General features: G+C 44.0%; 4 protein-coding genes and 1 pseudogene. 3 read left to right on the plus strand and 2 right to left on the minus strand.

The window, feature by feature from the left end:
- The coding region (locus tag AC1RRX_RS13715) for an exosporium glycoprotein BclB-related protein (protein WP_492870925.1) at positions 1–879 on the plus strand (879 nt) is incomplete at its 5' end.
- 148 nt (positions 880–1,027) lie between these two features.
- On the opposite strand, the gene AC1RRX_RS13720 is transcribed toward AC1RRX_RS13715, so the two are convergent.
- Entirely contained in the window at positions 1,028–2,107 is a 1,080-nt protein-coding gene (locus AC1RRX_RS13720; protein WP_258566512.1) for a sensor histidine kinase, read from the minus strand.
- A gap of 72 nt (positions 2,108–2,179) precedes the next feature.
- Positions 2,180–4,063: pseudogene (locus AC1RRX_RS13725) on the minus strand (sensor histidine kinase); the annotation flags it as partial.
- A 234-nt stretch (positions 4,064–4,297) separates the two neighbouring features.
- Between AC1RRX_RS13725 and AC1RRX_RS13730 the strand changes: the two are divergent.
- Both AC1RRX_RS13730 and AC1RRX_RS13735 read left to right on the plus strand, forming a co-directional pair.
- Entirely contained in the window at positions 4,298–5,374 is a 1,077-nt protein-coding gene (locus tag AC1RRX_RS13730; RefSeq protein ID WP_144464589.1) for a response regulator, read from the plus strand.
- A gap of 180 nt (positions 5,375–5,554) precedes the next feature.
- Positions 5,555–10,082 (plus strand): SpaA isopeptide-forming pilin-related protein (locus tag AC1RRX_RS13735; protein WP_237436966.1); only part of this gene is annotated, 4,528 nt, incomplete at its 3' end.

The following is a 10,082-nucleotide window of genomic DNA, read 5'->3' on the forward strand; positions in this document are numbered from 1 at the left end:
ACGGGAGCAACGGGAGTAACCGGCGCAACTGGAATAACGGGAGCCATCGGAGTAACGGGAACAACCGGAGTAACAGGCTCGACCGGGGTAACGGGAGTAACCGGGGATACTGGAGCAACAGGAATAACTGGAGTAACCGGAGCGACCGGAGTAACTGGGATAACGGGAGCCACTGGAGTAACGGGATCAACTGGGATAACGGGAGCCACCGGAGTAACAGGCTCGACCGGGGTAACGGGAGCCACTGGAGTAACGGGAGCGACCGGAGTAACAGGTGCAACTGGGGTAACGGGAGTAACCGGAGCAACAGGAGCTACTGGGATAACAGGCTCGACCGGGGCAACAGGAGTAACCGGAGCAGGCGCGATCATTCCCTATGCTTCAGGTCTTCCAACTGCCGTGACGACCATTGCCGGCGGATTAATCGGAACGGTGAGCCTTGTCGGCTTCGGCAATTCTGTGACGGGCGTCAATGTCGGAGGGGGAGGTGCAATTGATCTTACCGGGGCTGGAGGAACTCTGCTGAACTTTGCTTTTTCTGCTCCGAGAAGCGGAACCATTACATCAATTGCCGCCTATTTCAGTACAACCGCAGCCTTGTCGCTTGTCGGCTCGACTGTTACGATAACCGCACAATTATACAGTTCCACAGTGCCGAACAATACGTTCACGCCGATCCCCGGAGCATCCGTCACTTTAGCTCCTCCCCTCACCGGCATATTGTCAATCGGCAGCATCAGCAACGGAATCACGACAGGGCTGAACATTGCGGTAACTCCTCAAACCCGGCTGTTAATGGTATTCTCCGCCACTGCGACAGGCCTTTCGCTTATTAATACAGTGGCGGGATATGCAAGCGCGGGAGTTACGATTTCTTAAGTGAAAACGGCCAGACTGGTGCGGATCATCTAAGCTTGGAGAAGATATCATTTTTTCTTCAAGCTTTTTTGTTTTTACGTCTTTCTATAAAGGCTGACGGGAATTCCCCGACAGCCGGCAGAAGTATTTACAAGCCTTTTGAAGTTAATCAGTATCTTAATGAAGACGTTTTTAGTGAGTTCGAATCTTCCGTTGTGCCGGGAGTGTGAATCATCATCGAAACAGCGGTGCCCTCATCCGGGGTGCTGGTGATCGTCAATTCGCTTCCGCAAAAATGCTTCAGCCGCCGATTGATATTTTTCAGGCCGACACTGCGATTAATATCAGAAGACAAAATATCTTTCTGTATGTCCGGCATGATGCCGGTTCCATTATCCTCCACTTTGATAAAATACGTGTTTTCGCCTTGTTTTTTCGCTGTCAGCTTTATCCGTCCGCCGCCTCTTTTCTTACTGATCCCGTGATGAACGGCGTTTTCCACCAATGGCTGTATCATTAAAGGCGGAAGGGGGAAGTCAATGTCCTGTTCAATATCAAAAAGGATATCAAGCCGTTTGCCGAAGCGTGTTTTTTCTATAGAAAGATATGACGTAATGATAGAAAGTTCGTTTTTGAATGAGCTGATGTCCGAAGTGTTTTGAAAATCAAAACTCATCCTTAAATAGTTTGTAAATGCAGCAGTCGTTTCCCGTGCTTTTTCAATATCCAAATGGCTGAGCGCGATGATCGTATTTAATACGTTGTAAAGAAAATGAGGCTTAATCTGCGACTGAAGAAATGCCATTTCTAAATTTGTGGCTTGGTGAGCCGTATGCTTCATCAAAATTAAATTTTTAATACGCGCGGTGAATTCAGAGTAATGATAAGGCTTCTGTAAGATGTCGTTTGCTCCGGCATGAAACGCCTTGTATTTGTCATGGCTGATAATGGCTGCCGTAACGATAAGAACCGGCAGATCGACCATGCTGAATCTTTCGCGGATGATTGTGCAGACTTCAAAACCCGTCATGTCGGGCATCATCAAGTCTAATATGACCAAGTCAAGCTTCGAGGAAGAGACAGCTTGAAGCGCCTCTTTTCCGCTTTTTACTGCGATTACGTTATAAGGAACACCTTCCAGCATATCAGTTAAAATTTTCAAACTCTCGATGTTATCGTCGACGATCAGAATCGTCGGAGCATCGATTTTTTCTGAGTGATAAGGCGTGACCAGCGAAATATCCGACATTCTCTGCCCGGGATGTGATTCAGGAAGTTCGGTCTTTGCTTCCGGTAAAGAATCAATTTGAGCGGCGGGTAACGTAAAATGAAAGGCTGATCCTTGCGCCGCCGCTGACTCCGCCCAGATGTCCCCGTTTTGGAGCTTGACGAGCTGTTTCACAATACTTAAACCTAAACCCGTTCCATCTTCTTCCGTCCCTCCCGCTTGCTGAAAAGAATCAAAAATGGTTTCAAGATCAGCCTTAGGAATGCCGCTGCCGGTATCGGCCACCGTGATTTGAATCATTTTGTCATTCAGGCTTTCAGCAGAAAGAATAATGTTCCCCTCGGATGTGTACTTGATTGCGTTTTCAACAAGATTGGTTAAGATTTGACGGAATCGGTTTTCATCTGCAAGCACCAAAGGGAGGCCGTCCGGCACATGATTAAGAATGGCAAGTTTTTTATGTTTGGATAAAAGCCGGTAGAAGTTCATTTCACTGCATATGACGGCATGCACATCGACGGGAACCGGACGAATCTGCAGCATACCCTGCTTCATTTTTTCCAAATCAAGAATATCATTTACGAGATCGGAAAGTCTGTAGCCCATACGGATGATCAGCTGCATATTTTCTTTCTCTTCCTCTATCGTCTTCTTTTTTCTGCCGGCTACAAGGGTTTGGCATATATTAATAATGCTGTTCAGCGGCGTCTTGAATTCGTGTGAAGTTTTGGCGATAAATTCATCTTTCAGTTGGTCGATTTTGACTAATTTCCGTGAGAGGACTTCATTGTCCCGGAAAGCTCCGGCGAATTGCTGCGCCATCAGAAGAACCACCGCCAATAAAGCGATGACTGTCGGCAATGAATAGAGCGAATTAAAAGAAAAAGCCGTTTTGCCGCTGTAAGCTGAAATGGTCGTAAGAATCACAAAAGCGCTCATCGAGACGGATGCGAGTGTAAGGTACGTGCTTCCTTTTATTTTTCTTATGGCGGCAATCGTAAAAATATATGTAATATAAAACAGAGTCGTAACGGCAAGCACAGAATGTAAAATGTATGAGAGGTGGTCAATGAAACTTCCGGACATAAAATCAGTGATCAAGATAATCCCGGATAAAGCGGTTAAAATGGTGATCGTCGTTTTTGAAACAATTTCTCTGTATGCATAAAAGAGATAAAGAAAAACCGCCATGCTGACAAGCACGGTTGAGATGATACGCAAGGAATTCAGCAATGAAAATGAAATAGACGGAAAGAGGAGAAAGATAATTCTTTCTTTCCCGATCATAAGAATAATGGCAGAAAACAGCAGACACATCACGGAAAAGAACAATAAATGTTTATCCTTTGTCCGTTGCAGAAAAAAGCCGAGAAAATATAAACCGGTAATGAAAAAAGCCGTAATCATAATGGAATCATTGAAAAAGGAAATTTGATTCTCGCGTATAATTTGTTCTTGAGTCCCAAACGTTATCGGTTTTGCGATCCCCCAGCCGGGAACTTTTCCGAAATTCGAAAAATGCAGGACAAGTTCATTGTCACCCTTGTGAAGCCTGAAAAAGCTGCTGTACGGTTTGTTCTGCGCCTTAAAATCAGCTTTTTCTGTAGGATTGCCGCTCTGTCCGATTAATTTCCCATTAAGATAAAGGCGGTTTGAACTGTAGATATAAGATGTGCTGATCCCCAAAACCTGATTGTCTTCATTTGATCGGATTGTCAGTTTGTACGTCCCGTAATCCACATCGGCCGTTTTGCCGAACAGCTTCACATTGACGGGGACATCAACGAGTACGGGGTTTTTTCCTTTTGCTGAATGAAGCGCCTGCGGTGACAGCATCTGATTTGGATATAGAATCCATTTCCCGTTCAGCTGGACATTTCCATCCTTTTGAAAATCCCACTTTTCCAGATTAATCACGCCCTGTTCCGCTTGAGGGAGGGATGATCCTGAAAAATGATTCAGGACCATAAAAATCATAAAGAAAGCAGCGTAGCCGCAAATAATCGAAATCGAAATAAATTTTTCTTTCACATCATTACTCCTTTATCCCATTCAGGGGCATTCTATTATCTTATGTAATGTATAAATATTGTAATCACAAACGTTATAATACAACAAGAGAAAGAAAAAGAATCCAACTATATAGGGCGTTGGACATGGTATAATTGAAATTATTTTCAGATATATCTATATTGACGGGTGGGATGCGGTTTGAAAGCGTTAATTGTGGATGATGAGGAACTGGCATTGCTTCATTTTAATCGTATGCTTGAGCGGACAAACGCCTTTCAATCTATTATAACGTTTCAAGATCCGGCAGAAGTTCTGGAGCATTCGGAGCTTTCAGCAGCTGATGCGGTGTTTCTTGACATTGAAATGCCCGGGATAAACGGTATTGAGCTTGCTGAATCGATTCAGGAGGTCAATGAACATATTCAAGTTATTTTTATCACCGCTTATAATGAATTCGCGATCAAAGCGTTTGAATTAAATGCTGTCGATTATCTTTTAAAACCGGTTGACAATGCCCGGCTGCTGACAACTGTTGAGCGGATCCGAATGAATAAAAAACTCAGGACGGCAGAAGAGAATACCGGGACGGATTATGTTATACAATGTTTTGGGAACCTGGACTTTTATCAATCGGTAAATGGTGTCAAAACATACATAACAGTCAAGTGGAGAACATCCAAAGCCCGTGAACTGTATGCATTTTTACTTCTTAATCAAGGGCGCACGGTCAGTAAAGACATGCTGATGGAGATGTTTTGGCCTGCTTATGATGTATCAAAAGCAAGCACCCAGCTCTACTCGACAATATATCAGATACGGAAATTAATCGGTCAGCTGCCTTTCAGCCAATCAATAGAAAATACTGATATAGGATACATTCTCCGGCTTTCCGGGGTAAAGGTTGATACAGTTGAATGGGAAAAAACATTAAAAGAGGCTCCCCCGCTCAGCGCAGCTGCACTAACCCGGCACATGGACATTGTCATGTCATATGAAAACCATTATCTCATGGAGAATGGCTATCTGTGGGCGGAGCCGGAAAAAGCGCGTCTGGCCCATCTGTGGCTCAGCAAAGCGTACGAACTGATTGGTTTTCTCATCCAAGAGAAGAACGATCATCAAGCGATGGATGTTTGCCTGCAGGTTGAGAAAATAGAGCCCGGTGACGATAAAATTATACAATACAAACTGCAGTTATTTAATAAACTGGGAAAGGTAGAAGAGGCGATAAAGGAATACGAACGCTATAAACAATTGAAGGATAAAATCAATTGACGATTGAATGACCGGACCGGCTGATGCCGGTCTTTTTTTGTGCGTTATTTCTGAAATAATCCCATGTACAGAATTTGTATAGGCCGATTTCATACAATGTAGTTTGGTTCGGATAAGGAGAATCCCATGCTTACCGGCTTGTTCGAACGTAAGTCTATATAAAAGGGGAGGAATAAGACATTGGGAGTGAGGAACTTTTCGTTCAGCCCGAAAAAAAGCAAAAGGCTGAGGGCGGCATTAATTTCATGCTTTACGCTGTTTTTCATCTTCAGCCAAGTTGTCAGCTTTACTCCGATCGCAGCCGCTTCCGGATCACAACAAAGCGAGAGCGGGTTCTTTGATTCAGTTGCAGTCAAAGACGGCAGACAGCAGACTGTTGACGGGTCAAAAGGGAGTGAGCCCGCTTTAGCACCGGGAGATAAAGTGACACTGACATACGAATGGTCGCTAAAAAACAAGGAAGATGCAAGTGACCGGAATATCACCTTAAAGATTCCGGAAAGTTTTACATTAGATAACGATGCCGAAGGTGAGCTGACATCAGCTGATCGGGTGATCGGTATATATAAAGCTGAAGCAGACAGCAGCACGCTGGAAGTGAAAGTGAACGATGCTGAAGCAGATGCCGGGGATGCCAAAGGCTCCATTACACTGTCGGCGAAGTTTACTCCCGACATAACAGATGAGACGAAAATGGCAAAAGCTCTTTTTCAACTGGATGCCGGCAAGACCCAGCAGGTGTTAATACCTGTAAAGAAAGACGGAACAACGGATTCCGAAACAGAAAAAAACACCTCTTCAACACCTGCTGAACCTCAGGAAAAGACAGAGGAAAAATCAGCATCTGCGGACGGCGGTGATAAAGCAGAACAGAAAACGAAATCAAAACCTTCTGCTAAACGCAGTCAATCAAAAATGGCGGTTTCAAGCAAATCTGCCGCTAAAAGTCTTCAATCAGGCGGAAGCCGGATTACGCAAAATATTTTAACTGATGTGAAATTGACGGATGAAAAAGGAAAACCATATGACAAAAACAACCCTGCGAATACGAACTCTCCGGCAAATATCACCATTCAATGGGCGATTCCGAATGAGCTGGGGAAAACAATAAACGACGGTGATCGATATGAATTTGATCTGCCTAAAGAATTTATCATGCATAATGACATTACGAACCAGCCATTGACCGACGGCGATAGTACGTACGGAACTTTTTCCATTAATACGAGCGGCCATGTCATCATGACGTTTAACGGCGAGGTAAAAGAAGATACTAACGTCAAGGGGTCATTGTATGTAAACACCCAATTCAATCAGAAAGAAATAAAAGGATCAACCACACAAAAGATTAAGTTTCCGGTTAACTCTGATACGCCGGACGTAACGGTTTATTTTAAACCGAATGTCAATAAAACCATTGAGAAATCAGGGTCATTGGATAAAGGTATTAATCCCGGAAAGGTAACGTGGACGGTTGATCTTAATAAAAAGGAAGAAGAAGTTAAACATGCGAAATTGACTGAAAGCCTTCCGGACGAATTGATTTTCCGCTCTGTGAAAGTGTATGAACTTGATGTGAATATTGACGGCTCGGTGAGTCAGGGAAATGAGATAACTTCAGGTTATACCGTTGGCGAAAACGGTAGTGTCACCTTCGCCGGGACGATCGATTCAGCCTACCGGCTCATATATGACACGGAAATTAAAGATGAGGCAAAGCCGGGTAAAGGCGGAAACATCACGCTGACAAACAAGGCGGCATTCAGCGGAGACAATGCGGAGCCAATTTCTGCGGAAGCTTCCGTAACAGCGGGTTACGGAAAAATGATAGAAAAATCTTCGACAGGTTATAAAGGAGAATCCCAAACGTTCAGCTGGGCTGTTATGTACAACTACGGTGAGAAAAAGATTGATCAATCCAAAGCCGGCATCAAGGATACGTTCGGATCAGACGATCTGCATCTTGTTCCCGGTTCATTGAAAGTCCTTCCGATTACATTCAGCCAGAACGGCAGTGAACAAGAGGGCGCCCCATTAAAAGAGGGTGAGGATTATACGCTGACTGATAACGGGAACGGCTTTGAAATAAAATTCAAGCAAACTGTCACAGGAGCATATAAGATCATTTATCAATCTCAAGTCAACGATGGGGTCATTATTGACAGTCCTGTCAAATACACCAATACAGCAATGACAGATACAGGGGAATCAAAGGAAACTCCGGGAACCGCCATTCAGCAGAATCTGATCAAAAATTATTCAAATGCAGACTATGAGAAGAAGACGGTTGATTGGACAATCACAGTTAATAAAAACGGTTACACAATGAAAGACTGGACGCTGGATGATCAATTCACCAGCGGAGGCCTGGCGCTCATTGACGATTCATTTCACATGCAAGACACGACTGATAACAAAACGCTGAAAGAAGGAACAGACTATATATTAACAAAAAAACCCGGAAATCAAGGCTTTACAATAGCATTGATCGGGGATTATGCAGAAACAAACAGTCAGTTTAAGATCACGTATAAGACAAAATTCAACGCTGACTTTTCAAACGAACCCATTAAGAATACGGCGGAGTCGACATGGACGGATAAAAACGGCGGCAAACGCACAAATAAGGAATCGAGCGGCTTCACACCGAACAATCAGACGTCCCATAACGGATTCAAAAACGGCTCATACAACGCCGTTTCAAAAGAAATCACATGGAAAGTCGGCATTAATTACAATGGCGAACCTTCAAAAAATCCTTATATAAAAGATACGATCACAGATGGTCAGCAATTTTTGCATGGGTCGGTTGCTGTTAAAACGTATACCATCAGCAAAAACGGCTCCATCACTGAAGGGGAGGCGCTGGATCCTTCAAAATATGAAATAGAGGAGCCGTCAGACGGCAACAAAAATACGTTAATCGTACGTCTCAAAACAGATGACGCTTTACCATACCTGATTGAATTTAAAACGTCATTAAAAGGCCAGGTCATTAAACAGAGTCAATACACAAACAAAGCAGAGTACTTTAATAATGACCATGCAGACCGAACGCTGACGGGTTCAGTTTCCATCGCAAACGGAGGAAACCTGATTTCTAAAGGCGGCAAACAAAACGGAAACAATATCGATTGGAACATCAATGTCAATGCCAGCCAATCGACACTGGATGACGTAAAAGTCAAAGACACCCCGGATGAGAATCAAATAATAGATGAAGATTCTTTTAAAGTATATCAAGCAAAATATAATGAGAACGGCGTTATGAAAGACAGCAGCGGAAACCTTATTCCGGGTGATGTGCAGCTTGAAAAAGATAAGGACTATAAACTAGATATAAAAACTGACAATGCCACCGGCGAACAATCATTTGTCCTTACCTTTACAGGCGGCTATAAACAAATCGACCGCGCGTATGTCATACAATATCGTTCTCTCATTAATATTTCCGGCAGCAGCGGTCAGGTCAGCAACAAAGTGTCGATATCAGGGACAAATGTTGAGGAGCAGACCCAAGAGAACAACAGCTCAGTGTTTGTCGCCATTTCAAGCGGCGGCGGCTCAGGATCAGGAGAGAAGGGAAGCCTGACGATATCTAAAACAGGATCAGACGGAACATCTCTTTCAGGAGCCGGCTTTCAATTATGGTCTAAAGACGGCAAGCAGCTGCTGCGTACGGGCACAACAGACGATGCCGGTAAACTTACGTTTGGGAATATCCGTTACGGAACGTATGTACTGAAAGAAATAAAAGCTCCGGACGGCTACACCATCAGCGATGCTTATGTAAACGGGGTCTCCGTTACGATTGACGGCAAATCCTCCGCAGCAGGAGCACTCTATAAAGTCATAAATCAAAAAAATAAGGTGACGCTTATCAAAAAAGACGAAAACAATAATCCTTTGGCCGGTGCTGTATTTAAGCTTGAGAAAAAATTAAGCGACGGCACCTATACTCTGATAAAAAATAATATTGAAAGCGATAAAAATGGGAAAGTTGAGATCAACGGTTTGCCCGCCGGATACTATCGGCTGATGGAGACGAAAGCCCCATCAGGGTTTATCGTAAACACAAAAGCCATTCACTTCTCAATCGCAAAGAACGAAAAGAATCAAGTACCTGATGTTGAATTGGGATCAATGGTGAATTACAAAGGAAAAGCCGCTTTAACGAAGAAAGATGCAGACGGCGGGAATCTTGAAGGCGCAGTTTTCAAAATCGTCGACCGTGATGGAAAAACGGTTCAGAAAGATCTGGTTTCAGATAAGGACGGAAAAGTAGAAACATCCGGCCTTGCACCCGGTCATTACGCCTTCATCGAAACGAAAGCGCCTGACGGCTATATGTTAAATACGGAGAAAGTGGAGTTTACCATCTCAGAATCGGCGGAAGGAAAGCCGGAGTCAACTGACGCAGGAACGGCCGTCAACTATAAAGGCTCTGTCCGGCTGACGAAGGAAGGTGCGGAAGGCCGAAACCTTGAAGGTGCAGTTTTCAAAATCATCGACAGTGATGGTAAAACGGTTAAAGAAGATCTGGTTTCAGATAAGGACGGAAAAGTAAAAACATCCGGCCTTGCACCCGGTCATTACGCCTTCATCGAAACGAAAGCGCCCAACGGTTATGTGTTAAATACGGAGAAAGTGGAGTTTACCATCTCAGAATCGGCGGAAGGAAAGCCGGAGTCAACTGACGCAGGAACGG

This window comes from Bacillus sp. GW821-FHT11D08, from assembly GCF_058808515.1.